The following is a 26993-nucleotide window of genomic DNA, read 5'->3' as shown; positions in this document are numbered from 1 at the left end:
AGTCAGGAGTAACTTTCCTGTCGGGAAAGTAATAACTCTTCTGGGGGCGATGTCATGAGCACACCGGTGGATGCCGAACAGGCCTGGAAAGATCTGCAACGTATCCGGGTGCCGCAGGAGCGCGTGTACGACGAGTTCGAGCGCTCCGTGTCCGGCGGGCGCGGCATGACCTTCGTCATGGCCGCGCTCATGTGGGTGTTCCTGGCCGGCATCGGCATGGACCCGCCCCTGTGGGGTGTCGGGCTGCTCATGGCCACCTACGCCGGCCTGCTGGTCGCGCTGATCGTGAGGAGCAGCCGCAGGAGCCGGATGCAACTGCACCGCTCCCGCGTCACCGGGCGGACATGGGCCGCGTTCGGCGCGGCCGGGGTGCTGGTCGGCGGGACTGTCGTGCTGGCCAGCCACCTGACCGAATCACTGGAGCCGATGTACGCCGGCCCGATCCAGGCCACGGCCGCGGTGGCCGTGAACCTCCTCTGCCTCGGCCCGGCCAACCGCTGGGCGGCCGACTCGGTGCGTGGCCGCGGCGACCGGGCGGCCGACGAGGGGGCGGGCCGATGAGCACCCCGGCCGGCTTCGACGAGCTGATCCATCCCGCCACGCGGCTGTCGGTGGTCGCGCTGCTCACCGCCACCGAATGGGCGGACTTCGCGTTCATCCGCGACAGCCTCTCGCTCAGCGACTCCGCGCTCTCCAAGCAGCTGCACACCTTGCAGGAGGCCGGATACCTGGAGATCCAGAAGGAGGGCGGCGGCCGCAAACGCCGTACGAAGGTACGGCTGACGGACCGCGGCCGCGCCGCCTTCGAGGGACACGTGGCGGCGCTCCGGGCGATCGTCGACAGCGCCGGGGCGGCCCAGCCGCAGCCCCGCACGGAGGCGGGACTGTGACGACGCACGTGCACACCCGAGCGCACCCCGTGATCCAGGTACGCGACCTGACCATGGCGTACGGCGATGTCGACGTCCTGCGCGGCGTCGATCTGGACATCCACCGCGGCGAGGTCTTCGCGCTGCTCGGTCCCAACGGCGCGGGGAAGACCACCACCGTCGAGATCCTGGAGGGCTTCCGGCAGCGCTCCGGCGGGGAGGCCGTCGTCCTCGGTGTGGATCCGGCGCGGGGCGACGACGCCTGGCGCGGCCGTATCGGACTGGTCCTGCAGTCCTGGCGCGACCACCGTCGCTGGCGGGTCGCCGAGCTGCTGTCGCACTTCGCGACGTACTACCCCGACCCGCGCGACCCGGCCGAACTGATGGCCCTGGTCGGCCTCACCGCCCAGGCGGACCGGCAGGTGGACCGGCTGTCCGGCGGCCAGCGCCGGCGGCTGGACGTCGCGCTGGGCATCGTCGGCCGCCCCGAGCTGCTCTTCCTGGACGAGCCGACCACCGGCTTCGACCCTCAGGCGCGGCGCGAGTTCCACGTCCTGGTCGAACGGCTGGCCCGCGAGGAGGGCGTCACCGTGCTGCTCACCACCCACGACCTGGCGGAGGCCGAGCGGCTCGCCGACCGGATCGCCATGCTGGTCGGCGGCCGGATCCGGGCCTGCGGCTCCCCGGCGGAACTGGCCCGCCGGGCCGCCGCACAGGCCGAGGTCCGCTGGACGGCCACCGACGGCAGGCCCCGGCGTGAACGCACCGCGGACCCCTCCCGGTTGGTCTGGGAACTCCACCGGGCCGCGCCCGGCCCGATCGCCGACCTGGAGGTCCGCCGCCCGACGCTGGAGGACACCTATCTGCACATGGTGCACCGGGAGGACGACGGCACGGACGAGGACGCGGACGGGGAGGCACAGGCCGCATGAGGAGCGCACACGTGACGAACGGGAACCTGCGGGTCGGCCTCCGCCGCGGCGGCATCGAGCTGCGGCACCTCCTGCGCAACCCCAAGGAGATGTCCGGGCATGTGAGCAACGTGGTCGTCGCGATCGTGATCGCCGCCTACGTCAGCAGCGACGTGCCCGGCACCCAAACCCCCATGGCCCACCTGGTGATCGCGGGCTTCGCCGCCTATCTGCTGTTCCAGGTCGGCCTGATCAACCTCCCGCAGTTGCTCGTCACCGAGCGGGAGGAGGGCGTCCTGCTGCGGATGCGGGCCACGCCCGGCGGGATCACGGCGTATCTCGTCGCCAAGTGCGTGCTGGTGATCGCCATGTCGATCGGCACCCTGGCGCTGCTGGTGGGAGCCGCGGCGCTGCTGGCGGACGGGCCGCTGCCACGTGGTCCGGGCGCCTGGCTGACGCTGCTGTGGGTGACCACGCTCGGGCTGCTGGCGGTCGTCCCGCTGGGCGCGGCCATCGGCGCCGTGCTGCCCAACCCGCGCGAGGCGCTGGCGCTGATCATGCTGCCCGTGATGGCGCTGCTGATGACCTCCGGAGTGATGTTCCCGATCACCTCGCTGCCCGTGGCGGTGCAGCAGGTGTCCGCAGTGTTCCCGCTGAAGTGGATGGCCCAGGGCCTGCGCTCGGCACTGCTGCCGGACGCGGCACGCGCCGCCGAGGCGGCCGGCTCCTGGGAGCTGTCCAGGGTCGCCCTGGTGCTGACCGCCTGGGCCGTCCTCGGCTTCCTCCTCGCCGTCCCCCTCCTGCGCCGCGCCGCCCGCCGCGAGTCCGGCTCGCGCCTGACCGCACGCCACCGCAAGGCGGTACAGAGCGGGGCGCCGGCCGCGTAAGCATGCTCGTGAGAGGGACGCGGTCTACCCAGCCCCGCGTCCCCGGGCCGGCCCGTGTGCCCGCAGACGTTCATGAACCGCATACGCGCCGGGCGCCCCCGCGGCACGCACCCGCGTCCCCCCGTCCACCAGCAGATCCGCCCCCGTCACCCACTCCGCCGCGTCCGACGCCAGCCACAGCACCGCCCGCGCCACGTCCTCCGGCTCCCCGATGCGCCCCAGCGGCAGCCCGGCGGCCAGCTCCTCCTCGCCCCGCTCCCACACGAACCGCGCCATCTCCGTGCGGACCAGGCCGGGGGAGACCGAGTTGACCCGCACCCTCGGGGCCAGTTCGCCCGCGAGCTGCCGGGTCAGATGAAGGAGGGCCGCCTTGCTGGTGCCGTACGCGCCGACGTTGGGGCCGACATGCGCGGCGCCCTCCGTGCAGACGTTGACCACCGAGCCGCCGTGCTCGCGCAGCCACGCACGCCAGGCGCACTGCACGAGGCGCAGCGGTGCCTCCACGTTCACCGTGAACGCCTCGCGCCACGCCATGGGATCGACGTCCATGAGCGGGCCGTACGGCAGGTTGGTCGCCGCGTTGTTCACGATCACGTCGATCCGGCCGAACTCTCGCAGGGTCAGCTCCACGACCGACGCCAGATGTTCCGGGTCGGCGACGCTGCCCGCCGCCCCGACGCCACCCAGCTCGGCAGCCGTGTGCCGCACCTCGTCCGCGTCCCGCGCGGTCACGCACACCCGCGCTCCGGCGGCCGCCAGCTGCCGGGCGACGGCGTGCCCGATGCCGCGCGTGGCGCCGGTGACGATGGCGGCCCTGCCCCGAAGACCGGCGTCCCCGCCCTGCGGACCGTACGACGACGTCATCGCCGTACCGTCTCATGACGGTGCGTCAGTTGACAGCCCCGAGCGGCGAGTTCCTGGCCGCCACCAGTTCCAGTACCGCCCGCCAGTCCTCCAGGACCCCGGCGTCGAACTCCGCGCCGCGGCCCTCCTCGTCGGCCTGGTGCAGGCGCAGCAGGTCGTCGTCGGCCACGTCACGGGCCCGGCAGTGGTCGCGGACGAGACGGGAGACCCGTTCGCCGAGGAGGGGCCGCACCGCGTCCGCCGCGCGGTCGGAGTGCAGGTCCGCATCGCCGGGGCACAACAGCGGGCCGATGGCATGAACAAGCCCCGCGACCTGGAGTTCCTTGTCGGCGGGGCGGACTCGGCGCAGCAGTGCGGCGGTCTGCAGGGCGTGTTGGTGGAGATCGACTCGGGTGTTCCCGAGGCCCGGAGCGTCCCGGGTGCCCCGGCAGGCGTACAGCAGATCCATCAGCTCTTCGACACTGCGCAGCTCCATGCGTCAGTCCTCCCGCCGGACAAGCCGTTGCCGTGCGCCAGCAGATCATGGCCGCCTTGCGAATCGGCCAACGGGACTTGAACTGCGCGGCGTCCTCCGGCTCCGAGCCGGGCGGCAAGAGGCTGTTTGAGCCGAACGGGTGACGTGTAAACGGCACATTAAGCAAGAAACGGGAGATAGTGGCCCAATGAAAACCGGTCGACTCCGGATAGTTACAGCTTGTTTGCAGCCCCATCGAGCGGACGTCCGCTCATTTGGTTAATCTGTAGCGGACGGACAGCAATACAGGGTCCCAACCCACACCCATGGTCCGTCCCGGGACAAGCCGGTGCACAACGGCCTGCTCTCACACCAGTTACCGGCGCCACCGCGTCCGAGCCGACTTTGAGTAAGACCCGAGCGGGCGTCAGGTACCGGACCGCAGACTGGGCCGGCCCGCCCCGAGGGTGATCCGACACAGAAGGAGTGCGCGGTGACACCTGAGAAGACGAATCGTGAGCAGCGCCCCAAGGAACGCACGGAGCGCGCGGGCCGCCGGTCGAAGGAGATCGGAAGTCTCGATGTGTGGGCCAGGTCCGCCCCCATCCGTCTGGCGGGGTACGAGGACGACCTCGCCGAGCCCCACATCCTGCCCAGCGTCGACTGACGCGGCAGAGCCCTTCGCGATCGCCGGACCGCATGGGCGTGCGAGACTCACGCCCATGCTGATCAGAGAAGCCGCGGCCGACGACTGGCCGCGGATTTGGCCTTTCTGGCACCGGATCGTCGCCGCCGGCGAGACCTGAGCCTGGGACCCCGACACCTCCGAGGACGCCGCCCGGGCCCTGTGGATGAGCCCGGCCAAGCGGGTCTACGTCGTCGAGGGCGAGCCGGAGCCGTCGTCGGCTCCGCCTGTGTCACCCCCAACTACGGTGGCTCCGCCGCCCGGATCGCCAACGCGGGCTTCATGGTCGACCCCGACCGCACCGGCCGCGGCATGGTCTTCAACGCCGTCGTCGAGACCAACCCGACCGTCCTGGGGCCGCCCCCGGCACGGTCGAGTGGGGCTGCACATCATGCACCGAGCCCTGTAGCCGACAGCCTTCGAGCCTCTCCGTTTGCCTAAACACTTTAGGTAGATGCATACTCGCTTTTGGCAAGCGAGAGGATGGTTATGGCACGCGTGGGGCTCAGTACGGAACGCCTGGTCCAGGCGGGCGCGGAGCTGGCCGACGAGGTCGGCTTCGAGCAGGTGACCGCGTCGGAACTCGCCCGGCGGTTCGACGTCAAGGTCGCGAGCCTGTACTCGCACGTCAAGAACTCCCAGGACCTCAAGACCCGGATCGCCCTGTTCGCGCTGGAGGAGCTGGCCGACCGGGCCGCCGACGCGGTGGCCGGGCGGGCCGGCAAGGACGCCCTGGTCGCCTTCGCGAACGTCTACCGCGACTACGGCCGTGAGCATCCCGGCCGTGCCGCCGCCGCACGCATGAAGCTCGACCCCGAGACGGCCGCCGCGAGCGCGGGCGTCCGGCACGCGCAGATGACGCGGGCGATCCTGCGCGGCTACGACCTCAGGGAGCCGGACGCGACACATGCCGTACGGCTGCTCGGCAGCGTCTTCCACGGCTACTCCAGCCTGGAGCTGGCGGGGGGCTTCAGTCACAGCGCCCCCGACTCCGAGGAGACCTGGTCCCGGATCCTGGACGCCCTCGACGCCCTGCTGTGCAACTGGCCCACCGAGCCCACCCCTTGATCGACAGGCTGAGGACATGGACACCCACCACGACCGGATCACCACGCCCGTCACCGCTGCCCTCCTGCGCGGCGCCCTCGAGATCGAGCGCACCGAGCACGGCGTACTGCCGCACCGGCTGCCGGCCCGGGCGCGTGCCCAGAACACCGACGGGCAGCTGGCCATGGCCGAGTCGCAGTCCTCCGGCGTACGTGTGGCCTTCCGCACCCGGGCCACCGCGATCGAACTGGACACGCTGCCCACCAAGCGCAGTTACGTGGGCGCACCGCCCCGCCCGGACGGCGTCTACGACCTGGTCGTCGACGGCCGCCCGGCCGGACAGGACACCGTGACCAGCGGCAATGTCGTGACCATCGACATGATGGCCGGAACCGCCGAGCCCCGGCCCGGTCGCCCCGGCACCGTCCGCTTCACCGGGCTGCCCGCCGGCGACAAGGACGTCGAGATCTGGCTGCCGCACAACGAGACCACCGAACTGATCGCCCTGCGCACCGACGCCCCCGTCGAGCCCGCGAGCGACCCGGGCCGCAAGGTGTGGCTGCACCACGGAAGTTCGATCAGCCACGGCTCCGACGCCGCGAGCCCCACCGGCATCTGGCCCGCCCTCGCCGCCACCCTCGGCGGCGTGGAGCTGATCAACCTGGGCCTGGCCGGGAGTGCCCTGCTCGACCCCTTCACCGCCCGCACCTTGCGCGACACCCCCACCGACTTCATCAGCGTCAAGATCGGCATCAATCTGGTCAACGCCGACCTGATGCGGCTGCGCGCCTTCGGCCCCGCCGTCCACGGCTTCCTCGACACCGTCCGGGACGGACACCCGACGACCCCGCTGCTGGTCGTCTCGCCCATCCTGTGCCCGATCCACGAGGACACGCCCGGCCCCTGTGCCCCGGACTTCAGCGGGCTCAGCGGCGGACGACTGCGGTTCGTCGCCCTGGGCGACCCGGCGGAACGCGCGAGCGGCAAGCTGACGTTGGGCGTCATCCGGGACGAGCTGTCCCGCATCGTCGAGCAGCGGACGGCCGACGACCCGAACCTGCACTACCTCGACGGCCGCGACCTCTACGGCGAGACCGACTCCGCCGAACTGCCCCTGCCCGACAACCTCCACCCGGACGCCGCCACCCACCGCCGCATCGGCGAGCGCTTCGCACAGCTGGCGTTCACGGGCGAGGGCCCCTTCGCGACGACGGCACCGGGCGTGCCCTCCTAATCCAGCGGCGCCGTCCGCCGCCACGGCCGCAGCTCCTCGATCCGCTCCGCCAGCGCCAGCAGCCGGGCCTCGGAGCCGGGGCGCCCGACCAGTTGTACGGCGGTGGGGGCGCCGGACGGCAGCGTGCCGCACGGAATCGCCATCGCGGGCCAGCCGGTGAGGTTCCACGGCGGCGTCAGCGGCGAGTAGTTGGTGTTGGCCATGACGTTCCGCAGCCAGCCCCGCTCGTGCCAGGGCTCGGACCTGGGGGAGCGGCGGGCGAGAGCCGGGGTGAGCAGCACGTCGTACTCGGCGAAGAACGGCTCCATGCGCCGGCGCAGCTCCTCCCGGCTGTCCCCGGCCCGCACCCGGTCGACGAAGCGCCGGCCGACGGTGGCGTGCACCCGGGTCCGGCGGGTGAGCTGCCGCGGGTCCAGGGCCTGGGCGTCCACGGAGGTGCCGGCGGTCCAGTGGGCCAGCGAAGTGACCCCGAGCGACAGCGGATACGGCGGGTCGGCGCGCCGTACCTGGTGACCTGCCTTCATGAGCAGCGCGGCGGCCTCGCGGGCGGCGGCGGTGTACGGCTTGCTGATGGTGACCCCGGCCAGCGGGCTGCGCAGGGACACGGCGATCCTGAGGGCGCCCGGCGCGTCGGGGTGTACGACCTCGGTGTCGGCGAGGACCGACAGCATCAGGCGCGCGTCCTCGACCGTCGTCGCCAGGGGCCCGTTCTCCGACATGCCGAACCAGTCGCCGTCGCCTATGCCGGCCGGGACCACGCCGGTGCCGGGCTTGATGGTGACCAGGCCGCAGTTGGCCGCCGGTATGCGCAGCGAGCCCATGCCGTCGTTGCCGAGGGCGATCGGCACCATGCCCGCGGCGACGGCGGCCGCGCTGCCGCCGGACGAGCCGCCCGCCGTGCGCGAGGTGTCCCACGGGTTGCGGGCGGTGCCGTGCACACCCTCCGTGGTGCCGAAGACACACAGCTCGGGGACGTTAGTCAGCCCCACGACCACCGCGCCGGCCGCCCGCAGCCGGGCCACGGTCACATGGTCGTGGTCGGCCGGGGTGTCCGGCGTCGCCGCGGAGCCGATGCGGTTGGACTCGCCGCGCACCGCGAGGTTGTCCTTGACGGCCACCGGCACACCGGCCAGCGGCAGTTCGGCGAGATCGCCCCGCGAGGCCACCTCGTCGGCCTCGGCGAGCGCCGCCTCGGCCCGTACCACCCGGAACGCGCCGACGCGGTCGTCGAGCCGCTCGATCCGGGCGAGATGCTCGGCCACCACCTCACGCGGCGTGGCCCGCTTCTCGCGTACGGCGGCGGCGATCTCGGCGGCGGTCCGGCCGACCCAGCTGGTCACGGGCGCTCCTCAGGATTACTCACGAGTATCTAGGAGCACTCTGCCGGGCGGCGGGCCTGGCGTCGAGAGGGTGTCGGGCTTGGATATTCGCGGGGCTCTTCTTGGACTTTTCGCGCGGTCCCTCATCCGCGCGGCCCTGCTGACCTGCGCGTCATCCGATCAATGAGCCAACTCGGCCCAACTCGGCTCCCATTGACAGCCCTTGGGGCCGGCTCAATGATCAGACATCCGATGAATGGGGGTGTCTTATGAGGAGACGCTGGAGAACGGTCGGAGTCCTCGTGGCCCTGACGCTCTTGCTCACGGCACCGCTGCCGGCGGTCGCGCGGGAGGAGCCGGCCACACCGGTCACCGTGCCCGCCCTGACCGCCTGGACACCGGCATCCGGCAGCTACACCCACGAGCGCTCCGCCCGCCTCGTGGCCGACGGCGCGAGCGAGCGGCGGGTCGCCGACACCCTCGCCGACGACCTGCGCGACGCGGGACACGGCACGGTGCCCGTCGTGCCGGGCGCCGCCCGCCCCGGCGACATCGTCATCGACGTACAGCCCTCCCGGACCTCCCTGGGCAGCGAGGGCTACGAACTCCGGGCGGGCAAGCGGCTGTCGGTGACCGCGGCGACCGAGACCGGCGCCTTCTACGGCACCCGTACCGTCCTCCAACTCCTCGCCCAGGGCGACCGCATCCCCGCCGGCCGTACGGTCGACGTACCGCGCTACAAGGAGCGGGGCGTCGGCGTCTGCGCCTGCTACATCCACGTCTCCATGCCCTGGCTGGAGAACCTGGTCCGCGAGATGGCGTACCACAAGCTCAACCAGCTGCTTCTCGAACTGAAGGTGAAGAGCGACGCCCACCCCGAGGCCAACACCTGGGGCTACTACACCGAGGACGAGATCCGCCGACTGGTCGCCCTCGGCAAGCGGTACCACGTCGAGATCATCCCCGAGATCAACTCCCCGGGCCATATGGACCCGTGGCTCGAGAACCGCCCCGACCTGCAGCTCACCGACTCCGACGGCGACAAGCAGCCCTCGCGCCTGGACATTACCCGGCCGGAGGCCTTCGCCTACTACACGAGCCTGATGGACGAGTACGCCCAGGTCTTCACGTCGAAGTCCTGGCACATGGGAGCCGACGAGTACATGCTCGGCTCCGACTTCGCCAAGTACCCGCAGATCCTGAAGTACGCCCAGGACAGATACGGCCCCGACGCCACCCCGCAGGACGCCTTCATCGACTTCGTCAACCGCGTCCACGACTACGCGGCCGGCAAGGGCAGGAAGCTGCGGATCTGGAACGACGGGCTCACCGGCGCCAACACCGTCCCGGTGGCGGCGGGAACGACGGTCGAGCACTGGCTGAACGTGGCGGTCAAACCCAGCCGACTCCTGGCCCAGGGCTACCCGTTGATGAACGCCGCCTACGCCCTCTACCTGGTCCGCGGCGGCTTCCACAGCGACACCGAGGGGCTGTACGACCAGAGCTGGGACCCGCGCGGCTTCGAGGGCGAGAAACTGGCCTCGGCCGACGGCATCACCGGCGCGAAGATCAGCCTCTGGCCCGACAACGGCCGGGGCGAGACCGAGAACGAGGTCGCCGTCGCCCTGTGGCCGGCGCTGCGGCACATCGCCCAGGCCACCTGGGGCGATCCGCACCCCGACGCCACGTACGCCGAGTTCGGGGCGCGCGGCACGGCCGTCGGCCACGCACCGGGATGGCGGGACCTGACCCGGGTGCCGGTGCCGGACGGCTCGTACACCTTCCGTACGGACGGCCGTTCCTTCGACGCCGAGGTCAGGCGCACCGCGGACGGCTACGCGACCGTACGGACGGCCGACGGCTGCCTCGAGATCCGCGGCGGAAAGCTCACGCTCAACGTGCCGCTGCAGCCCGCAGTGGAAGCGGCGCCGCAGACGTGCGAAGCCGGGAACACCCTCCAGCGCTGGCAGTTGGAGCCCGCGGCCGGTGGCTACCGCCTCGTCAACGCCATCACCCGGATGACGGTGAGCGTCACGGACGACGGCCGGCTCGTGCAGTACCCGCCGGACCGGCGCACCCCCGCCGTATGGCACCTGAGCAGCTGACCTGAGGACCTGACCCGAGGAGCCTTCCCATGGCCGTTTCCCGACGCGTCTTCGTCGCGACAGCCGCCGCCCTCGCCGCGACCGGCGCCACCGGACCCGCCCTCGCGGCGCCCGCGCCTGTGTCGCAGGACCCCCACTACCGCATCCCCGTCGGCCCCGACGACACCGAGGCCGACCTCGTCCGAAAAGCCTCCCAGGTCCGCCCCACCGCACGGCAGATCGCCTGGCAGCGCCTGGAGCGCACCGCGTTCCTGCACTTCGGCGTGAACACCTTCACCGGCCTGGAGTGGGGCACCGGCGACGAGGACCCGGACGTGTTCCAGCCGGCCGGCCTCGACACCGACCAGTGGGCCCGCGCCCTGCGCGACGGCGGTTTCAAGCTCGCCATCCTCACCGTCAAGCACCACGACGGCTTCGTGCTCCACCAGTCCCGCTACACCGACCACTCGGTGGCGTCCAGCACCTGGCGCGACGGCAGGGGCGACGTCCTGCGCTCCTTCGCCGACTCCATGCGCCGCCACGGCGTCAAGGTCGGCGTCTACATCTCACCCGCCGACGAGAACCAGTACCTCCACGGCGTCTACGCCAACGGCAGCGCCCGCGCCGACCGCACCATCCCCACCCTCGTCGAGGGCGACGACCGCACACCACCGAGGTCGTACACCCTTCCGGCCACCGACTACGGCGCCCATATGCTCAACCAGCTCTACGAGGTCCTCACCGAGTACGGGCCGATCGACGAGGTGTGGTTCGACGGAGCGCAGGGGCGCATCCCGCCGGACAAGGTGGAGAAGTACGACTGGGACAGCTGGTACACCCTCGTCCGCTCGCTCGCGCCGGACGCCGTGATCGCCGTCTCGGGACCGGACGTGCGCTGGGTCGGCAACGAGGGCGGGCTGGCGCGCGAGGACGAGTGGAGCGTCGTCCCGGTACAGGAGAAGGACTACGGCCGGACCGACTACGCCCTCGCGTACGACGCCCCCGACATGGGCAGCCGCGCCGCGCTGGTCAAGGCGCGGCCGACGGCGGACCACCTCCAGTGGTGGCCGGCCGAATGCGACGTCTCCATCCGCGACGGCTGGTTCTACCACGCCGACCAACAGCCCAAGAGCGTCGAGCGGTTGACGGACATCTACTTCCGGTCCGTGGGCCGCAACTCGGTGCTGCTGCTCAACGTCCCACCGGACACGAACGGCCTGCTGCCCGCCGCCGACGTGGCGCGGCTGCGGGAGTTCCGCGAGCGCGTGGACCGCGAACTCCCGGAGGACCTGGCCCGCGACGCCCGGACCAGCGCCTCGCCGGGCCGGGTGACGGTCGACCTCGGCCGGGAGCGGGAGGTGGACCGGATCCGGCTGGCGGAGGACATCCGGTACGGGCAGCAGGTGGAGAGCTTCGTCGTCGAGGCGCGGCGCGACGGGGCCTGGACGGAGGTGACCCGGGCCGGGGTGATCGGCGCGAGCCGGATCCTCCTGCTGGCGGCACCGGTGCGGGCTCGGCGGTGGCGGGTGCGGGTGACCGGTTCGCGCGCCGCGGCGCGGCTCGTGGAGTTCGGGCTGTACCGGTCGCGGGTCTGAAATTCGGTTGACCGGGGAGGGGCCGCGCGGGCTGGATGGGGCACATGGCCGACATCCAGGGGTCCTACGACGACCTCTTCCGCGCCGTCCCGAACGCGCTCGCCGCCATGCTGGACGCGGGTGACGCGGGCGGTTCCGCAGCCGTGTTCGTGGACGGCAGGCCGGTCGTGGACGTCTGGGGCGGATTCGCGGACGCCGACCGCACCGTCCCGTGGCAGCGCGACACCATCGTCAACGTCTGGTCCGTGACCAAGACGATGACCGCGCTGTGCGCCCTCGTCCTGGCCGACCGCGGCGCACTCGACCCGGACGCACCGGTCGCCCGGTACTGGCCGGAGTTCGCGGCGGCGGGCAAGGAGAAGGTGCTGGTACGGCAGCTGCTCTCGCACACCGCCGGCCTGCCCGACTGGGACGGATCGGTGGCCGACCTCTACGACTGGCCCTCCGCCACGGCCCGGCTCGCCGCGCGGGCTCCCCGATGGGAGCCCGGCACCGCGGCCGGCTATCACTCGCTCACCCAGGGCTTCCTCGTCGGCGAGGTGGTGCGCCGGATCACGGGACGCAGCGTGGGGGAGTTCCTCGCCGAGGAGGTGACCGGGCCGCTGGGCGCGGACTTCCACATCGGGCTCGCGGCCGAGCACGACCATCGGGTCGCGCCGGCGATCCCGCCGGCGGGGCAGGACGAGGACTACGCGTCGAGCGCGCCCGGCAACCCGGAGGGTTCCGTGGCGGGCAACGGGATGCGCGTCCGGGACGGCAACAGCCCGGCCTGGCGCCGCGCGCAGATCCCGGCGGCGAGCGGATACGGCAACGCCCGCTCGGTCGCGCTGGTGCAGTCGGTCCTGGCCTGCGGGGGAGAGGTGAACGGCGTACGGCTGCTGTCCCGGGCCGGCTGCGACCGTGCCGGGGCGGAGCAGTTCGACGGCGACGACCGTGTGCTGGGGATGCCGATGCGGTGGGGGCTGGGCTTCGGCCTGTTCGGCAGCGCGTACGGCTGGGGCGGCTGGGGCGGGTCGCTGGTGATGATCGAGCCCGACAACCGGTTGGCGGTGGCGTATGTGACACACCAGATGCGCGAGCCCGCCGAGGACACCCGGGGGATGGAGAGCGTCACGGCCGCCTACGAGGGCCTTCAGGGGCTGCGCGCCGAAGGGTTCCCGTCATGACGTCCCTCGAACTCGGCGAGCTGGACCATCTCCGGGAGATCGAACGCCTCGCGCTGCGGGTCCGAGAGGCGGCCTCCGACGAGGGCTGGCTCTCGTACCTGGACGACCCCGAGGGCGCGACCCCGCTCCAGCGCAGCGTGAACGCGCTGGCCCGGGTGCTGCGGCACCACCACTTCGACGGCGACGGCTGCCTGGAGGACGACCGGCCCCGGATCCGGCTCGTCGGAGCCTGCGTGCTCAAGCCCGGGGTCATGCCGGCCGGGGTGGAGGAGACGTACGAGGAGGTGTGCGCGCGGATCGGCGTGGAGCCCAGGCCCGAGGGCTGGGCCCTGTGGAACACCTGGAGTGACGGAGAGCTCAAGGTGACCATGGTGGTGACCGCCGTCGAGACCACCGAGGGGCTGTTCGCGAACTGGTCGCGGGGCAGAGCCGTCGATCCGCTGACCCCGCTGCCGTCCCAGATCGCCGTCATTCGCCATGGCTGGATCGGGCCGATCACCTTCTCACCCCGTGGCGTCAGCCGAACGGGCCTCGGCGGTCTGCCGCTGTCCTAGGCCACGCTGGTCACGCGCCCGGTACCATCTCCGAACCGTGCTTCACACGGCTCGGGCGGGAGGCACCCTCACGACGTCGCCGCGCCCCGCTTCGCGCGGACGACGGAACACTCGACACACACCCCAGCCGCGCTGGTCACGCGCCCCGCGCGACCCCCGTGCTGCCCCGCTCGATCAACCGCGGCACGGGCACCCGCACCGCCCGCGCCGATCAAATGGAAAGCGATCCGGAAGGACCATCTCGCGAACGAGACGGAGAACTACTCGGACATCGCCTACAACTACGGCGCCTGCCCGCACGGCCATCTCCTGGAGGGACGCGGCCTCGGCAAGCGCACCGGGGCCAACGGCGACCAGGAACTCAACCGCGCCCACTACGCGATCTGCGGCCTGGTCGGATCGGAGGGACTGACCAAGCCGACGGAGGCGATGCTGGGCGCGGTCCGCGACGGCATCGAGTTGCTGCGCCGCCACGGTGCCGGCAAGGAGATCAAGGGGCACCGGGACGGCTTCGCCACACAGTGCCCCGGTGAGCATCTGTACGCCTGGGTGCGCAAGGGTGCCCCGCGCCCCGGCGGCTCGCCCACCGTGCCGGGCCCGCGGCCGGTGATCGACCTGTCGAAGGTGATCGCCGCGGCCCTGCACGACCCGGACCGGGCCGGCACACCGGTGTCGTACCCGGGCGTGCGCACCGTGGAGAAGGCACTCGTCGCGGAGGGCCTGCTCGCCGCACGGTACGCCGACGGCCACTTCGGCGGGGCGACCGTCAAGGCGTACTCCGACTGGCAGCACCGGTGCGGCTTCAGCGGAACGGACGCCGACGGCATCCCCGGCCAGGTGTCCCTGGACCGGCTCGGCGAGGCCCACGGCTTCGACGTGCGGCCGTAGGACCCGGTGGCCGACGGGGGCGGGTGTCAGCCGCCGAGCTGCGCCCTCAGCCACTCCTCGACCTCGCCGACATGTGCGGCCGCCGCGGCCCGGGCCGCCTCCGGGTCGCGAGCCACCAGGGCGCGGTGGATCGCGGCGTGTTCGCGGCGGGTGCGGGTGAAGGCGCCCTCCTCCTGGTAGCCCCGCCACACGCGGGCCCGGAAGGTGCGCGACGACAGGCCCTCCAGGATCGCGGCCATGGTGTCGTTGCCCGCGGCGACCGCGATCTCGCGGTGGAACGCCAGATCGTGGGCGAGGATCTCCTCGGGGTCGTCCGTGGCGTTCATCGCCGTCAGATGCTTCTCGACCTCCGCGAGCTGGTCCGGTGTGATCCGCGCCGCCGCCATGGCGGTCGCCGTCGACTCCAGGATGCGCCGCACCTCCAGCAGCTCCACCAGCCGCGGGCCCCGCGAGAGGTCGGCCACCACGCCGAACGTCTCCAGCAGATCGCCGGCCTCGAGCTGGGTGACGTAGATGCCCGAACCGTGCCGGGCCTCCAGCACCCCCATCACGGTCAGCGCGCGGATCGCCTCGCGCATCGAGCTGCGGGAGATGCCGAGCCGCGCCGCCAGATCGCGCTCGGTCGGCAGCCGCTGGCCGGGCTCGAGGCGTCCCTCCGCGATCATCGCCTTGATCTGCTCGATGGCGCGCTGCGTCACGGTGCCCTTCTGCGGGGCTGTCTCATCCACGCCATGCCTCCTGTCGCCCGGTGCGCCGCAGTGTAGCCCCGGAGGTGGTCGGACCACTATCGGTCAGATCCCTGGAAAAGTGGCTCTGGAGGGTGTTCTTCCGAGGGAGTGGTCTGATAAGTATGCGGTCATCTGCTCGAACAAGCTCAACGAGGAGCCGCCAGATGCCCGGCAGGACAGTGAGCAAGAGGAAGCGGAACAGGACCCGGATCGTCGGCGCGGTGGCGGCGGTCGCCGGCGCCTCGCTCGTGCTCGCCGCATGCGGAAGTACCAACGACACCGGCGCGACCAGTGCCGAAGGCGGGGGCGGCAGCGGCAAGGTCGGGGTGATCCTGCCCCTGCTGACCTCGCCGTTCTGGCAGTCGTACAACGACTACGTGCCGAAGATGGCCGACTCCGAAGGCGTCGACGCGCTCAAGACGGTCAACTCCAACAGCGACCCCTCCCAGCAGATCACCGACATCAACAACCAGCTCAACCAGGGCGTCAAGGGCCTGGTCGTCGCCCCGCTGGACAGCGCCGCCATCGAAGCCGGCCTCGACCAGGCCGAGCGCAAGGGGGTGCCGGTCGTCGCCGTCGACGTGGCGCCCGACAAGGGCAAGGTCGCGATGGTGGTGCGCGCCAACAACGTGGCGTACGGCGAGAAGGCCTGCCAGTACCTCGGCGAGCAGATCCCCTCCGGCAAGGTCGTGCAGATCATGGGCGACCTGGCCTCGGTCAACGGCCGCGACCGCTCCGAGGCGTTCCGCGCCTGCGTGAAGAAGAACTTCCCCAAGCTGAAGGTGCTGGAGATACCGGCCAAGTGGGAGTCCGACGCCGCGGCCTCCAAGCTGGACACCCTGCTGAACGCCAACCCCGACATCAAGGGCATCTACATGCAGGCCGGCGGCGTCTACCTCGCGCCGACCCTGCAGACCCTGAAGTCGAAGGGCATGCTGAAGAAGGCCGGCCAGGCCGGTCACATCACCATCGTCTCCAACGACGGCATCCCGCAGGAGTACGACGCCATCCGCAAGGGCGAGATCGACGCGACCGTCTCCCAGCCCGCCGACCTGTACGCCAAGTACGGCATGTACTACATCAAGGCGGCGATGGAGGGGAAGAAGTTCGAGCCCGGCCCGACCGACCACGACTCGACCATCGTCGAACTCCCCAGCGGCATCCTGGAGGACCAGCTGCCCGCGCCGCTGGTCACCAAGGACAACGTCGACGACCCCAAGCTCTGGGGCAACACGGTCAAATGACAACGCCACTCGTCGACGCGCGGGGCATCGTCAAGCGCTACGGCCCCACCACCGCCCTCGCCGACGGACGCCTCACCGTCCTGCCCGGCGAGTCCCACGCCCTCGTCGGCCGCAACGGCGCCGGCAAGTCGACCCTGGTCAACATCCTCACCGGACTCCAGGCCGCCGACGCGGGCGAGGTCCGCTTCGACGGCCAACCGGCACCCGCCCTGGCCGACCGCGACGCCTGGCGCCGCAAGGTGGCCTGCGTCTACCAGAAGCCCACCGTCGTCCCCGAACTGACGGTCGCCGAGAACCTCTTCATCAACCGTCAGCCGCTCCGGCGCGGCTTCATCAACTGGCGAAGGCTGCGCACCGAGGCCGCCGAACTCCTCGCCACCTGGGACGTGCACGTCGACCCCGAGGCCCGCACCTCGGACCTCAAGGTCGAGGACCGGCAAATGGTGGAGATCGCCCGGGCGCTCAGCTTCGGCGCCCGCTTCATCATCCTCGACGAGCCCACCGCCCAGCTCGACAACCGCGAGATCGAGCGGCTGTTCGGGCGCATGCGGGCGCTGCAGGACTCCGGCGTCACCTTCCTGTTCATCTCGCACCACCTCCAGGAGGTGTACGAGGTCTGCCAGACCGTCACGGTCCTGCGCGACGCCCGCTGGATCACCACCGCCCCGGTCGCCGAACTGCCGCGCCGGGCCCTGGTGGAGGCCATGGCGGGGGAGTCCCTGGAGGCCATCGCCGAGCAGGCCGTCGACCCCCGGGACGTCGACCACGACGCCCCCGTCCTGCTCGAAGCCCGCGGGCTCACCTCACCGGCGTACCGGAACATCGACCTCACCGTCCGCCGCGGCGAGGTCGTCGGACTCGCCGGCATCAGCGGCAGCGGCAAGGTCGAGCTCGCCGAGTCCTTCGCCGGGCTGCACACCCCGACCGGCGGGACGGCCCAACTGGGCGGCAGGCGGCTGCCGTTCGGCGATGTGCGGGCCGCCCTCAGGGCCGGTGTCGCCTGTGTGCCCCGCGACCGGCACGACCAGGGCCTGGTCTTCGGCATGACCGTCGGCGACAACGCCACGATGACCGTCCTGGACCGGCTCGGGCGCTTCGGCCTCGTCGGCACCGACCGCAAGCGCGGCTTCGCCACCGCTCTCATCGAACGCCTCGACATCCACACCGAGGGCCCCGACCAGCCCGTCTCCGACCTGTCCGGCGGCAACGCGCAGAAGGTCGTCATGGCCCGCGCCCTCGCCCGCGACCCCCGGCTGCTCGTGCTGATCAACCCCACCGCCGGCGTCGACGTGAGGTCCAAGGAGTCCCTGCTGGCCCGCGTGGACAGCGCCCGTGAGGACGGCATCGCCGTACTCGTCGTCTCCGACGAACTCGACGACCTGCGCCGCTGCGACCGCGTCCTCGTCCTCTTCCACGGCCGTGTCGTCGCCGAGCACCCGGCGGGCTGGCGCGACCACGAGCTGATCGCCTCCATCGAAGGAGTGGACCATGGCTGACACCAAGGCCCCACCGGTCACGCCCGTCAAGGTCCCGGACGCCCGTGCGGCCAGGACGGTCCTGCTCCGCCGGGCCCGTGAACTCGCCCTGGTGCCCGCCCTGCTGCTGCTCATGGTGCTCGGCGCGGTGGTCAACGACTCGTTCCTCACCGAGCGCAACCTCATCTCCATCCTCGGGGCCTCCGCCGCCCTCGCGATGGTCGTCCTCGCCGAGTCGCTGGTCCTCATCACCGGCAAGTTCGACCTGTCCCTCGAATCGGTCGTCGGCATCGCGCCCGCCGTCGGCGCGCTTCTCGTGCTGCCCGCCGCCAACTCCGGCTGGGGCACCGAACTCCCGGCCGCCCTGTCCCTGCTGGCGATCCTCGCGGCCGGCGCGGCCGTCGGCGCCTTCAACGGCATCCTGGTCGTGAAGTTCAAGCTCAACGCGTTCATCGTGACGCTCGCGATGCTGATCGTGCTGCGCGGTCTGCTGGTCGGCGCGACCAAGGGCAAGACGCTGTTCGGGATGCCCGACAGCTTCTACTCCCTGGCCACCACCACGTTCTTGAGCATCCCGATGTCGGTGTGGCTCGCGGCGGCCGCCTTCGCGATCGCCGGGTTCGTGCTCAAGTACCACCGCGTCGGACGCGCCCTGTACGCCATCGGCGGCAACGCGGACGCCGCCCGCGCGGCCGGCATCCGGGTCGAGCGCGTGATGCTCGGCGTGTTCGTCGTGGCGGGCACCCTCGCGGCCGTCGGCGGCATCATCCAGACGGGCTACGTCGGCGCGATCAGCGCCAACCAGGGCAACAACATGATCTTCACCGTGTTCGCGGCCGCGGTGATCGGCGGCATCAGCCTGGACGGCGGCCGGGGCACCATGTTCGGCGCCCTGACCGGCGTACTCCTCCTGGGTGTCGTGCAGAACCTGCTCACCCTCGCCCAGGTCCCGTCGTTCTGGATCCAGGCCATCTACGGCGGAATCATCCTGATCGCCCTCATGATCGCCCGTGTGACGACGGGCCGCGCCCAGGACTGACCCCCGGCCGCCCACCGCCCCTGACGGAAAGGACTTCAGTGTCCCAGGCCCCCGGCACCCCCGCCCGCGTCACCGCGGTCGACACCCATGACATCCGCTTCCCCACCTCGCGCGAGCTCGACGGCTCCGACGCGATGAACCCGGATCCCGACTACTCGGCCGCCTACGTCGTGCTGCGCACCGACGCGGCGGACGGCCACGAGGGGCACGGGTTCACCTTCACCATCGGGCGGGGCAACGAGATCCAGGTCGCCGCGATCGAGGCGCTGCGCGGCCATGTCGTGGGGCGGTCCGTCGACGAGCTGTGCGCCGACCCGGGGACCCTCAACCGCGACCTGATCGGCGACAGCCAGCTGCGCTGGCTCGGCCCCGAGAAGGGCGTGATGCACATGGCGATCGGCGCGGTCATGAACGCCGTGTGGGACCTCGCCGCCAAGCGCGCCGACAAGCCGCTGTGGCGGCTGCTCGCCGACGCCGACCCGGAGTGGATCGTCCGCCAGATCGACTTCCGGTACATCACCGACGCGCTCACCCCCGAGGAGGCGCTGGCCCTCCTGCGCCGGGGCCGCGAAGGCGCGCAGGAGCGCATCGCCCGGCTCCTGGAGCGCGGCTACCCGGCCTACACCACCTCCGCCGGCTGGCTCGGCTACGACGACGACAAGCTGACCCGGCTCGCCGCCGAGGCCGTCGCCGACGGCTTCCGGCAGATCAAGCTGAAGGTCGGCGCCGACCTGGAGGACGACGTACGGCGCTGCCGCGTCGCCCGCTCGGTCGTCGGGCCCGACATCCGCATGGCGATCGACGCCAACCAGCGCTGGGACGTGGCCGAGGCGATCCGCTGGACCAAGGCCCTCGCCGAGTTCGACCCGTACTGGATCGAGGAGCCCACCAGCCCCGACGACGTCCTCGGCCACGCCGCCATCCGCGAGGCCGTCGCCCCGGTCAAGGTCGCCACCGGCGAACACGTGCAGAACCGGGTCGTCTTCAAACAGCTCCTCCAGGCCGGCGCCCTCGACGTGCTCCAGATCGACGCGGCCCGCGTCGGCGGCGTCAACGAGAACCTCGCCATCGTGCTGCTCGCCGCCAAGTTCGGCGTGCCGGTCTGCCCGCACGCCGGCGGCGTCGGACTGTGCGAACTCGTCCAGCACCTGTCGATGTTCGACTACGTCGCGGTCACCGGCACCACCGAGGACCGCGTCATCGAGTACGTCGACCATCTGCACGACCACTTCCTCGACCCGGTGGTGATCAGGGAAGGTCACTACACGGCACCCACCGCGCCCGGCTTCTCGGCCGCCATGCGACCCGAGTCGATCGCGCGGTACACGTTCCCGGACGGCGCCTTCTGGGCCGCCGACCTCCAGACTTCCGGAAAGAAGGGGCACGCGGCATGAGCGACTTCGACGGTCTCAAGGCGCTGGTGACGGGAGGCGCCTCCGGCATCGGCCGGGCCACGGCCGAACTCCTCGCCGCGCGCGGCGCCCAGGTCGCCGTACTCGACCTGGACCCGTCCTCCGTCGACAAGCCGCTGCTCGCCTTCCGCGCCGACGTCACCGACGACACCTCCGTGCGCGAGGCCGTGGCCGCCGCCGTGGCCGAGCTCGGCGGGCTGGACGTGCTGGTCAACAACGCGGGCATCGGCGCACAGGGCACCGTCGAGGACAACGACGACACCGAGTGGCACCGGGTCATGGACGTCAACGTCGTCGGCATGGTCCGGGTCGCGCGTGCCGCCCTCCCGCATCTCCGCGACTCCGCGCACGCGGCGATCGTCAACACCTGCTCCATCGCGGCCACGGCCGGGCTCCCGCAGCGGGCGCTGTACAGCGCGACCAAGGGCGCCGTGTACTCGCTCACCCTCGCCATGGCCGCCGACCACGTCCGCGAGGGCATCCGCGTCAACTGCGTCAACCCGGGCACGGTCGACACCCCGTGGGTCGGCCGCCTCCTCGACGCCGCCGCCGACCCGGCCGCCGAGCGCGCCGCCCTGGAGGCCCGCCAGCCCACCGGCCGCCTCGTCTCGGCCACCGAGGTCGCCGGCGCGATCGCCCACCTCGCGAGCCCGCTCTCGGGTGCCACGACCGGCACCGCCCTCGCCGTCGACGGCGGCATGCAGGGCCTGCGACTGCGGCCGGTGGGCCGGTGAGCACCCCGAGCGGACTCGGCTTCGGGGCCGCCGCCATCGGCAACCTCTTCACCGAGCTCGACGAGGAGCAGGCGTACGAGGCGGTGGACGCCGCCTGGCAGTGCGGTATCCGCTACTACGACACGGCACCCCACTACGGCCTCGGCCTGTCCGAACGCCGCCTCGGCGCGGCCCTGCGCGAGCACCCCCGCGAGGAGTACACGCTCTCCACGAAGGTGGGCCGCCGTCTGGAACCGTCCACCGACGGCGGCGACGACATGGCGCACGGCTTCGCCGTGCCCGCCACGCACCGCCGCGTCTGGGACTTCACCGAGGACGGCATACGGCGCACCCTGGACGCCAGCCTGGAACGCCTCGGCCTCGACCGCGTCGACATCGTCTACCTGCACGACCCCGACGACCACGCGGAACAGGCCTTCCGGGAGGGCTACCCGGCCCTGGAGAAGCTCCGCTCGGAAGGGGTCGTCGGCTCGATCGGCGCCGGCATGAACCAGGCGGAGATGCTCACCCGCTTCGTCCGCGACACCGACGTCGATGTGGTGCTGTGCGCCGGCCGCTACACGCTGCTCGACCAGAGCGCGCTCGACGAGCTGCTGCCCGCTGCCGCGTCGAGGGGCACGTCGGTCGTCATCGGAGGGGCCTTCAACTCCGGCCTGCTCGCGGATCCCGAGCCGGGAGCGACGTACGACTACACGCGGGCGCCCCAGGAGTTGCTGGACCGGGCCCTGCGCATGAAGGAGGTCGCCGGGCGGCACGGCATCAGCCTGCGCGCCGCCGCGCTGGCCTTCTGCGCCGCCCACCCCGCTGTCAGCAGTGTCCTGGTGGGAGCCCGGTCGGCACACGAAGTCCGGGACGCCGCCGACCAGTTCGCCACGCCGGTCCCCGACTCCTTCTGGCAGGAGCTGCGGGACACCGGACTCCTGGCCATCGAGGAGCCGTCATGAGAGTCGCCCTGCACACCAAGGTCCGTGCGGACCGCATCGCCGAGTACGAGGCCGCCCACCGCGAGGTGCCGGTCGAGCTCACGGACGCGATCCGTGCCGCCGGCGCCACCTCTTGGACGATCTGGCGCAGCGGCACCGACCTCTTCCACGTCCTGGACTGCGAGGACTACGGCCGCCTCCTCGCCGAGCTGGAGAGACTCCCGGTCAACGTGGCCTGGCAGGCCCGCATGGCCGAACTGCTCGACGTGGTGCACGACTACTCCGGCGAAGGCGCGGACGCCGGCCTGCCCGTCGTATGGGAGCTGCCGTGACGCTCGTCGACGCCCACCACCACGTCTGGGACCTGTCGGTGCGGGACCAGGACTGGATCACGGGCCCCGAACTCCAGCCGCTCAGAAGGAACTTCGGCATCGCCGACCTGGCCCCCGAGGCGCGCGCGGCCGACGTCACCCGCACCGTCCTGGTCCAGACGGTCACCGTGCCCGAGGAGACCCCGGAGTTCCTCGCCCTCGCCGCCGAGCACGAGCTGATCGCCGGCGTCGTCGGCTGGAGCGACCTCACCCGCCCCGACGTCGCCGAGGAACTGGCCCGGCTGCGGGAGCTGCCCGGCGGGCGGTACCTCAAGGGCATCCGCCACCAGGTGCAGGGCGAGCCCGACCCGGAGTGGCTGCTGCGTGCGGACGTACGGCGCGGACTGGCCGCCGTCGCCGAGGCGGGGCTGAGCTACGACCTCGTGGTCCTGCCCCACCAGCTGCCCGCCTGCGCCAAGGCGGCGGCCGCACTGCCCGAACTCACCTTCGTCCTGGACCACTTGGGCAAGCCGCCCATCGCCTCCGGCGCCCTCGAACCCTGGGCCACCCACCTCCGTGCCCTGGCCGCCCACCCCAACACGGTCTGCAAGCTCTCCGGCATGGTCACCGAGGCCGACCTCGCCTTCTGGGCGGTCGACGACCTGCGCCCGTACGCCGAAGTCGTGCTGGAGTCCTTCGGCCCGGACCGGATGATGTTCGGCTCGGACTGGCCGGTGTGCACCCTGGCGGCGTCGTACGGTCAAGTCGTCACCGCGGCCCGGGAGCTGACGGGGGAGTCCGACCACCGGCAGCTCTTCGAGGCGACCGCCACCCGCGTCTACGACCTCTGAGCCACCCCGGCCAGCCTGGTCGGCGGCAGATACTCCCGCACATACGTCCGCTCCCAGCACGCGCCCGTCTCCCGCAGCTCACGCCAGGTCGTGTACCGGTAGCGGAAGAGGCGGGCGCGGACGAACCGCGGCGGCTCGTCGGGCGGGAAGGGCGAGCGGCGCAGCAGCTTCAGCGTGTCGCGGTCGTTCTCCAGGAGCCGTTCCACCAGGGCGCCGAACCAGGAGCCGGCATAGGCGGGCGACAGCGCGGCGAACCACATCAGCCAGTCCAGGCGCAGATGGTAGGGAGCGAACTGGCGCGGCCAGCGCCGGGGATCGCCCGGCTTGCCCTTGAACTCGTACTCCCGCCAGTCCGACTCCTCGCGCGGCACGTCGTCGGCGGTGCCCTCGACGACCACCTCGTACCGGATCCGGCTGACGCTGCCGAAGGCGCCGTAGGTGTTGACCAGGTGGAGCGGGTCGAAGGAGCGGTTCATGATCTGGCGGCGGGAGATCATGTTGGCGACCGGGTGGTAGCTCAGGACGACGAGGAGGGCGGCGACCGCGAGGACCACGACCTCGTACCACAGCGGCGCCTCGGCCACGGACCCCGGATCGCTCGGGAACCGCAGCGCCGACAGGGCCAGCACGATGGTGATCCAGTTCAGCCAGGAGAAGTTGCCCGACAGGACCAGCCACAGCTGGGTGACGATCATCAGGGCGGCGGCGGCCGACGCGACCGGCTGCGGGGTGAAGAGGAGCACCGGCACGACGAGCTGGGTGAAGTGGTTGGCGGCCACCTCGACCCGGTGCAGGGGCCTGGGAAGATGGTGGAAGAACCAGCTCAGCGGGCCCGGCATCGGCTGGGTCTCGTGGTGGTGGTCCAGGCAGGTCAGCTTCCGCCAGCACTCGTCCCCGCGCATCTTGATCAGACCGGCGCCGAACTCGACCCGGAACAGGATCCAGCGCAGCAGGAACAGCACCAGGATCGGCGGCGCCACCTCGTCGTTGCCCAGGAACACGGCGAGGAAGCCGACCTCCAGCAACAGCGACTCCCAGCCGAACGAGTACCAGGTCTGGCCGACGTTCACGATCGACAGGTACAGCGCCCACGGCACCAGCCACAGCAGCATGGCGCCCCACAGGGGTACGACGGAGTCCAGTCCGGCGAGCAGCGCCGCGGAGACCGCGCAGCCCGCCCAGGCACAGACGGCGAAGAACCGGTCCGAGTAGTGCAGTTGGAACAGGCTGGGCGCGGCCCTGAAGCGGACCTGGGCGACGAAGCGCGGCACGGGCAGCATGCCGCGCGAGCCCATCAGCGCCCGGAACTGCAGGGCCGCCGTCAGGAACGCGACGAGGTACACGCCGGCCAGAGCCCGCTGGAAGACCAGCCGGCTCGTCCAGTAGTCCGGTGCGACGAACCAGTCCATGGCCGTACCCCTCCTTTCCTCATTGTCGCGCCACGCGACTCAGGTGACTGTCCGTATACCACCTCTCCGCCTGTGTGACCCAAGTGAGTGAAGCAGACCATGGCGATGCCCGCGGCTGGTGCCTTTGGCGAAGCACGTTCTGTCACACCGGTCGAAGAATCCGGCAAACCCTGGCAAGGTGGCTCCATGGTTGATCGGGGAGCGAGCGCCCTGTCACTCCCGGACGACTGGCCCGCCCACCCGGACCCGATCCTGGCGCTCAACCAGATGGGCACCTTCGACTGGGACCTGGACAACGGCGTCTTCCAGATGGACGCCCAGGCCCACGAGGTCTTCGACCTGCGCCCCGACGAATACGACGGAAACCCCGTGACCCTGGCGATCCGGGTGCCGCCGCCGGAGGCCTACCGGCTGGACGGCCTGGTCTCCCAGGCCATGAAGGACGGCAGCGAGAACTACGGCGCCTACTTCCGCATCCGCTGCCGCGACGGCACCCTGCGCTGGACCCACACCCAGGGCTACATCCGCCGCGACGAGACGGGCCGCCCGCGCCGCATCATCGGCATCGTGCGGGACGCCACCGACGAACTCGCCCAGAGCGAGGAGCGGCGCGAGCAGGCCGCCGACGACGAGGCCCGCCGGCAGCAGACCAACGTCGTCCAGCTCACCACGGCCGCCCTCGCCCACGCCCGCACGATCCAGGACGTCATCGACGTCCTCAAGGACACCCACGGCCTGACCCACCTCGGCGCCACCAGCCTCGTCATGGGCCTGGTCGAGGCCGGCCGCATCCGGCTGGTCGCCGAGGGCCCCGCCGGCAGCTTCGTGCCCGGGACCCTGGTCACCCGGATAGACGAGCAGTACCCGATGAGCGAGGTCGTACGGACGCTCAGCCCGCGCTTCATCGAGTCACCGGAGGAGTTCGCGGAGCGGTACCCGATCCTCTGGCCGCACATCACCGACCTGAACATCACGTCCGCCGCCTATATGCCGCTGATCGCCCAGGCCCGGCCGATCGGCGCCATCGGCCTGCTCTACAGCGACCGGCGCGGCTTCTCCACCGACGACCGCAACGTGCTCGTCGCCCTCGGCAGCAGCATCGCGCAGAGCCTGCAGCGGGCCATGCTCTACGAGCAGGAGAAGGACCTCGCCACCGGTCTCCAGCAGGCCATGCTGCCCCGCACCATCCCGTCCGTGCCCGGCGCCGACGTCGCCGTCCGCTACCGCTCCGCCTCCCTCGGGCGGGACATCGGCGGCGACTGGTACGACCTGATCCCGCTGCCCGGCGGTCGCGTCGGCGCCGTCATCGGCGACGTCCAGGGCCACGACACCCACGCCGCCGCCGTCATGGGCCAGCTGCGCATCGTCCTGCGCGCCTACGCCGCCGAGGGACACACCCCGGCCACCGTGATGGCCCGCGCCTCGGTGTTCCTGCACGAACTGGACACCGACCGCTTCGCGACCTGCCTGTACGCCCAGGCCGACCTGTCCACCGGCGTCGTGCAGGTGGTGCGGGCCGGCCATATCGACCCGCTGATCCGGGAGCCCGGCGGCGCCTGCCGGCGCGTCCTGGTCGAGGGCGGGCTGCCGCTCGGCCTGTCCGCGGAGTTCGGGCGGCTCGAATACCCGGTCGGCACCATCGAGCTGGACTCCGACCACACGCTCCTGCTGTGCACCGACGGCCTGGTCGAACAGCCCGGCGCCGACCTGGACGACGGCATGCAGACCCTGACCGCGCTGATCGCCACCGGCCCGGACGACGTACGGGACCTCGCCGACCGCCTCATCGACGTGGCCGAGGAACGCGGCGGCGACGACGACGTGGCCCTGCTCCTGCTGCGCCGCCGCGTCCTGGACGCCCCGCGGGCCGGTGGCCGCCTCCAGCAGCATGTCGCGCCCGGCGATCCCGAGGCCCTCACCGCGGCCCGGCACATGATCCGCGCCGCCGTGCGCGCCTGGGGCGCCGGCGACCGGGCCGACGAGGTCGAACTGGTCGCCGACGAGCTGATCACCAACGCCCTGATGCACACCGAGGGCTCCGCCGTCGTGACCCTGCGGGTCCTCACCGGCTCCGAGCGCCGGCTGCGGGTCGAGGTCGAGGACTCCTCCAGCGCCCTGCCGCGGCGCCGCGAGGCGGGGGCGTCGGGCGTCTCGGGCCGGGGGCTGCTCCTGGTCGACCTGCTCACGGACGTGTGGGGCGTGGAGGCGCGGGGCGGCGGCAAGGCCGTGTGGTGCGAGTTCCTGGTACCGGAGCGGTCCGGCGGGTGAGGGGACTCGCCTGGCACTGTCGGTGCCGGATGGCACTCTGGA

26 protein-coding genes and 1 pseudogene are annotated in these 26993 nt (G+C 71.8%); 22 read left to right on the top strand and 5 right to left on the bottom strand.

The annotated features are described in order from the left end of the window. Positions 1-54: 54 nt before the first annotated feature. The 4 genes from IM697_RS27320 to IM697_RS27305 are packed head-to-tail and all read left to right on the top strand — an operon-like array spanning position 55 to position 2667. Entirely contained in the window at positions 55-561 is a 507-nt protein-coding gene (locus tag IM697_RS27320) for a hypothetical protein (RefSeq protein ID WP_194038763.1), read from the top strand. Beyond that, positions 558-890 (top strand): transcriptional regulator, encoded by a 333-nt coding sequence (locus IM697_RS27315; protein ID WP_194038762.1) that lies wholly within the window; start codon positions 558-560, stop codon positions 888-890. The genes IM697_RS27320 and IM697_RS27315 overlap by 4 nt, the downstream gene beginning before the upstream one ends. Before the next feature lie 53 nt (positions 891-943). Beyond that, positions 944-1801 (top strand): ABC transporter ATP-binding protein, encoded by an 858-nt coding sequence (locus IM697_RS27310; RefSeq protein WP_194049885.1) that lies wholly within the window; start codon positions 944-946, stop codon positions 1799-1801. Beyond that, on the top strand, positions 1798-2667 hold the full coding sequence (locus IM697_RS27305) for an ABC transporter permease (protein ID WP_194038761.1): 870 nt from the start codon (positions 1798-1800) through the stop codon (positions 2665-2667). The genes IM697_RS27310 and IM697_RS27305 overlap by 4 nt, the downstream gene beginning before the upstream one ends. A gap of 24 nt (positions 2668-2691) precedes the next feature. On the opposite strand, the gene IM697_RS27300 is transcribed toward IM697_RS27305, so the two are convergent. Together IM697_RS27300 and IM697_RS27295 are read right to left on the bottom strand one after the other, a co-directional pair. After that, positions 2692-3531: an SDR family oxidoreductase gene (locus IM697_RS27300; protein WP_194038760.1), complete on the bottom strand. Its 840-nt coding sequence runs from the start codon at positions 3529-3531 to the stop codon at positions 2692-2694. 25 nt (positions 3532-3556) lie between these two features. Beyond that, positions 3557-4006 carry a hypothetical protein gene (locus tag IM697_RS27295; RefSeq protein WP_194038759.1) on the bottom strand — a complete coding sequence of 150 codons (450 nt, stop codon included), beginning with the start codon at positions 4004-4006 and terminating at the stop codon, positions 3557-3559. A gap of 472 nt (positions 4007-4478) precedes the next feature. Between IM697_RS27295 and IM697_RS27290 the strand changes: the two genes are divergently transcribed. From IM697_RS27290 to IM697_RS27280, 4 genes and pseudogenes are all read left to right on the top strand, one after another. Next, positions 4479-4652: a hypothetical protein gene (locus tag IM697_RS27290; RefSeq protein WP_107086874.1), complete on the top strand. Its 174-nt coding sequence runs from the start codon at positions 4479-4481 to the stop codon at positions 4650-4652. Between the two features lie 55 nt (positions 4653-4707). Then, a pseudogene (locus IM697_RS45005) lies at positions 4708-5079 on the top strand (N-acetyltransferase family protein). A gap of 80 nt (positions 5080-5159) precedes the next feature. Then, positions 5160-5738 carry a TetR/AcrR family transcriptional regulator gene (locus tag IM697_RS27285; protein WP_194038758.1) on the top strand — a complete coding sequence of 193 codons (579 nt, stop codon included), beginning with the start codon at positions 5160-5162 and terminating at the stop codon, positions 5736-5738. 16 nt (positions 5739-5754) lie between these two features. Further along, the gene (locus tag IM697_RS27280; RefSeq protein ID WP_194038757.1) at positions 5755-6951 is read left to right on the top strand and encodes an SGNH/GDSL hydrolase family protein; all 1197 of its coding nucleotides are present in this window, start codon (positions 5755-5757) and stop codon (positions 6949-6951) included. Here the strand turns inward: IM697_RS27280 and IM697_RS27275 are convergent. Next, complete coding sequence (locus IM697_RS27275; protein WP_194038756.1) at positions 6948-8291, bottom strand: amidase; 1344 nt, start codon at positions 8289-8291, stop codon at positions 6948-6950. The two genes, IM697_RS27280 and IM697_RS27275, sit on opposite strands and share 4 nt — an antisense overlap. A 248-nt stretch (positions 8292-8539) precedes the next feature. Here IM697_RS27275 and IM697_RS27270 point away from each other — a divergent pair, with 248 nt between their 5' ends. The 5 genes from IM697_RS27270 to IM697_RS45000 all read left to right on the top strand — a co-directional run bounded on the left by IM697_RS27270 (position 8540) and on the right by IM697_RS45000 (position 14557). Next, on the top strand, positions 8540-10375 hold the full coding sequence (locus tag IM697_RS27270; RefSeq protein WP_194038755.1) for a family 20 glycosylhydrolase: 1836 nt from the start codon (positions 8540-8542) through the stop codon (positions 10373-10375). Between the two features lie 29 nt (positions 10376-10404). After that, positions 10405-11949, top strand: coding sequence for an alpha-L-fucosidase (locus IM697_RS27265; protein WP_194038754.1), 1545 nt, complete (start codon positions 10405-10407; stop codon positions 11947-11949). Positions 11950-11993: 44 nt separating this feature from the next. Then, positions 11994-13115: a serine hydrolase domain-containing protein gene (locus IM697_RS27260; protein WP_194038753.1), complete on the top strand. Its 1122-nt coding sequence runs from the start codon at positions 11994-11996 to the stop codon at positions 13113-13115. Then, positions 13112-13669, top strand: a complete 558-nt coding sequence (locus tag IM697_RS27255) for a hypothetical protein (protein WP_194038752.1) — start codon at positions 13112-13114, stop codon at positions 13667-13669. Before IM697_RS27260 ends, IM697_RS27255 begins: the two co-directional genes overlap by 4 nt. A 429-nt stretch (positions 13670-14098) precedes the next feature. Beyond that, positions 14099-14557: a hypothetical protein gene (locus IM697_RS45000; RefSeq protein ID WP_228044186.1), complete on the top strand. Its 459-nt coding sequence runs from the start codon at positions 14099-14101 to the stop codon at positions 14555-14557. Positions 14558-14583: 26 nt separating this feature from the next. Here the strand turns inward: IM697_RS45000 and IM697_RS27245 are convergent, their stop codons facing one another. After that, positions 14584-15285 carry a FadR/GntR family transcriptional regulator gene (locus IM697_RS27245; protein WP_194038751.1) on the bottom strand — a complete coding sequence of 234 codons (702 nt, stop codon included), beginning with the start codon at positions 15283-15285 and terminating at the stop codon, positions 14584-14586. A gap of 164 nt (positions 15286-15449) precedes the next feature. On the opposite strand from IM697_RS27245, the gene IM697_RS27240 reads away from it, so the two are divergent. Genes IM697_RS27240 through IM697_RS27205 form a run of 8 tightly spaced genes read left to right on the top strand, consistent with a single transcriptional unit; the run spans position 15450 to position 23274 of the window. Continuing rightward, on the top strand, positions 15450-16529 hold the full coding sequence (locus tag IM697_RS27240; RefSeq protein WP_194038750.1) for a sugar ABC transporter substrate-binding protein: 1080 nt from the start codon (positions 15450-15452) through the stop codon (positions 16527-16529). Further along, on the top strand, positions 16526-18025 hold the full coding sequence (locus IM697_RS27235) for a sugar ABC transporter ATP-binding protein (protein WP_194038749.1): 1500 nt from the start codon (positions 16526-16528) through the stop codon (positions 18023-18025). The genes IM697_RS27240 and IM697_RS27235 overlap by 4 nt, the downstream gene beginning before the upstream one ends. Continuing rightward, on the top strand, positions 18018-19043 hold the full coding sequence (locus IM697_RS27230; protein WP_194038748.1) for an ABC transporter permease: 1026 nt from the start codon (positions 18018-18020) through the stop codon (positions 19041-19043). Before IM697_RS27235 ends, IM697_RS27230 begins: the two co-directional genes overlap by 8 nt. Positions 19044-19081: 38 nt before the next feature. Further along, on the top strand, positions 19082-20437 hold the full coding sequence (locus IM697_RS27225; RefSeq protein WP_194038747.1) for an L-fuconate dehydratase: 1356 nt from the start codon (positions 19082-19084) through the stop codon (positions 20435-20437). Next, entirely contained in the window at positions 20434-21189 is a 756-nt protein-coding gene (locus tag IM697_RS27220; RefSeq protein WP_194038746.1) for an SDR family NAD(P)-dependent oxidoreductase, read from the top strand. The genes IM697_RS27225 and IM697_RS27220 overlap by 4 nt, the downstream gene beginning before the upstream one ends. After that, positions 21186-22133, top strand: a complete 948-nt coding sequence (locus tag IM697_RS27215; protein ID WP_194038745.1) for an aldo/keto reductase — start codon at positions 21186-21188, stop codon at positions 22131-22133. The genes IM697_RS27220 and IM697_RS27215 overlap by 4 nt, the downstream gene beginning before the upstream one ends. After that, positions 22130-22444 carry an L-rhamnose mutarotase gene (locus IM697_RS27210; protein ID WP_194038744.1) on the top strand — a complete coding sequence of 105 codons (315 nt, stop codon included), beginning with the start codon at positions 22130-22132 and terminating at the stop codon, positions 22442-22444. The genes IM697_RS27215 and IM697_RS27210 overlap by 4 nt, the downstream gene beginning before the upstream one ends. Next, on the top strand, positions 22429-23274 hold the full coding sequence (locus IM697_RS27205) for an amidohydrolase family protein (protein ID WP_194038743.1): 846 nt from the start codon (positions 22429-22431) through the stop codon (positions 23272-23274). Before IM697_RS27210 ends, IM697_RS27205 begins: the two co-directional genes overlap by 16 nt. On the opposite strand, the gene IM697_RS27200 is transcribed toward IM697_RS27205, so the two are convergent. Beyond that, positions 23262-24683 carry a lipase maturation factor family protein gene (locus IM697_RS27200; protein WP_194038742.1) on the bottom strand — a complete coding sequence of 474 codons (1422 nt, stop codon included), beginning with the start codon at positions 24681-24683 and terminating at the stop codon, positions 23262-23264. The genes IM697_RS27205 and IM697_RS27200 overlap by 13 nt on opposite strands. Positions 24684-24869: 186 nt before the next feature. Between IM697_RS27200 and IM697_RS27195 the strand changes: the two genes are divergently transcribed. Continuing rightward, positions 24870-26951, top strand: a complete 2082-nt coding sequence (locus tag IM697_RS27195) for a SpoIIE family protein phosphatase (protein ID WP_194038741.1) — start codon at positions 24870-24872, stop codon at positions 26949-26951. Positions 26952-26993 lie beyond the last annotated feature (42 nt).

It is taken from the genome of Streptomyces ferrugineus, from assembly GCF_015160855.1.
GTDB classification, from domain to species: domain Bacteria; phylum Actinomycetota; class Actinomycetes; order Streptomycetales; family Streptomycetaceae; genus Streptomyces; species Streptomyces ferrugineus.
The sequence above is the reverse complement of the archived record's forward strand: the minus strand, read 5'-3'. Positions and strand labels throughout refer to the sequence as shown.

What these genes read in the sequence shown, in the direction of transcription:
- IM697_RS27310 (WP_194049885.1), top strand. Translation starts at nt 944, where the DNA reads ATGGCGTACGGCGATGTCGACGTCCTGCGCGGCGTCGATCTGGACATC.
- IM697_RS27270 (WP_194038755.1), top strand. Translation starts at nt 8,540, where the DNA reads ATGAGGAGACGCTGGAGAACGGTCGGAGTCCTCGTGGCCCTGACGCTC.
- IM697_RS27305 (WP_194038761.1), top strand. Translation starts at nt 1,798, where the DNA reads ATGAGGAGCGCACACGTGACGAACGGGAACCTGCGGGTCGGCCTCCGC.
- IM697_RS27195 (WP_194038741.1), top strand. Translation starts at nt 24,870, where the DNA reads ATGGTTGATCGGGGAGCGAGCGCCCTGTCACTCCCGGACGACTGGCCC.
- IM697_RS27280 (WP_194038757.1), top strand. Translation starts at nt 5,755, where the DNA reads ATGGACACCCACCACGACCGGATCACCACGCCCGTCACCGCTGCCCTC.
- IM697_RS27265 (WP_194038754.1), top strand. Translation starts at nt 10,405, where the DNA reads ATGGCCGTTTCCCGACGCGTCTTCGTCGCGACAGCCGCCGCCCTCGCC.
- IM697_RS27235 (WP_194038749.1), top strand. Translation starts at nt 16,526, where the DNA reads ATGACAACGCCACTCGTCGACGCGCGGGGCATCGTCAAGCGCTACGGC.
- IM697_RS27210 (WP_194038744.1), top strand. Translation starts at nt 22,130, where the DNA reads ATGAGAGTCGCCCTGCACACCAAGGTCCGTGCGGACCGCATCGCCGAG.
- IM697_RS45000 (WP_228044186.1), top strand. Translation starts at nt 14,099, where the DNA reads ATGCTGGGCGCGGTCCGCGACGGCATCGAGTTGCTGCGCCGCCACGGT.
- IM697_RS27220 (WP_194038746.1), top strand. Translation starts at nt 20,434, where the DNA reads ATGAGCGACTTCGACGGTCTCAAGGCGCTGGTGACGGGAGGCGCCTCC.
- IM697_RS27320 (WP_194038763.1), top strand. Translation starts at nt 55, where the DNA reads ATGAGCACACCGGTGGATGCCGAACAGGCCTGGAAAGATCTGCAACGT.
- IM697_RS27205 (WP_194038743.1), top strand. Translation starts at nt 22,429, where the DNA reads ATGGGAGCTGCCGTGACGCTCGTCGACGCCCACCACCACGTCTGGGAC.
- IM697_RS27260 (WP_194038753.1), top strand. Translation starts at nt 11,994, where the DNA reads ATGGCCGACATCCAGGGGTCCTACGACGACCTCTTCCGCGCCGTCCCG.
- IM697_RS27200 (WP_194038742.1), bottom strand. Translation starts at nt 24,683, where the DNA reads ATGGACTGGTTCGTCGCACCGGACTACTGGACGAGCCGGCTGGTCTTC.
- IM697_RS27255 (WP_194038752.1), top strand. Translation starts at nt 13,112, where the DNA reads ATGACGTCCCTCGAACTCGGCGAGCTGGACCATCTCCGGGAGATCGAA.
- IM697_RS27230 (WP_194038748.1), top strand. Translation starts at nt 18,018, where the DNA reads ATGGCTGACACCAAGGCCCCACCGGTCACGCCCGTCAAGGTCCCGGAC.
- IM697_RS27285 (WP_194038758.1), top strand. Translation starts at nt 5,160, where the DNA reads ATGGCACGCGTGGGGCTCAGTACGGAACGCCTGGTCCAGGCGGGCGCG.
- IM697_RS27315 (WP_194038762.1), top strand. Translation starts at nt 558, where the DNA reads ATGAGCACCCCGGCCGGCTTCGACGAGCTGATCCATCCCGCCACGCGG.
- IM697_RS27300 (WP_194038760.1), bottom strand. Translation starts at nt 3,531, where the DNA reads ATGACGTCGTCGTACGGTCCGCAGGGCGGGGACGCCGGTCTTCGGGGC.
- IM697_RS27240 (WP_194038750.1), top strand. Translation starts at nt 15,450, where the DNA reads ATGCCCGGCAGGACAGTGAGCAAGAGGAAGCGGAACAGGACCCGGATC.
- IM697_RS27295 (WP_194038759.1), bottom strand. Translation starts at nt 4,006, where the DNA reads ATGGAGCTGCGCAGTGTCGAAGAGCTGATGGATCTGCTGTACGCCTGC.